This is a genomic window from Pseudomonas sp. 2822-17 (assembly GCF_002742485.1).
Taxonomy (GTDB): Bacteria; Pseudomonadota; Gammaproteobacteria; order Pseudomonadales; family Pseudomonadaceae; genus Aquipseudomonas; species Aquipseudomonas cyclaminis.
In genome coordinates this window covers 1-236 of sequence record NZ_LJRZ01000920.1, presented here as the reverse complement: position 1 = coordinate 236, position 236 = coordinate 1, and the positions used below count along the sequence as shown (strand labels likewise).

Annotated in this window: 1 protein-coding gene; it reads right to left on the bottom strand. The window is 37.7% G+C overall.

What is annotated here, in order from left to right:
* The coding region (locus AOA60_RS33680; RefSeq protein WP_218240980.1) for an HlyD family efflux transporter periplasmic adaptor subunit at window positions 1-236 on the bottom strand (236 nt) is incomplete at both ends.

Genomic DNA, 236 nt, shown 5'->3' with positions numbered 1-236 from the left:
ACTCAATTCATCTTGCCTACTACCAATTGAATTTGATACTAGGTGAAGGGAATCTGGATCAGCTATTGTGACCAATGTTTCAAAAGGCTCTAATATTTCACCTACTTTTAAGTCTGCTAAAGAAGTGATGATTCCTGATATTGGGGCGTAGATTTGAGTAGCCTCTAGCATTGTACGGAAATTATCTAATTGGATTTGTTGACGTTCTAAGTTTAACTCCGCACTCGTGATATCAC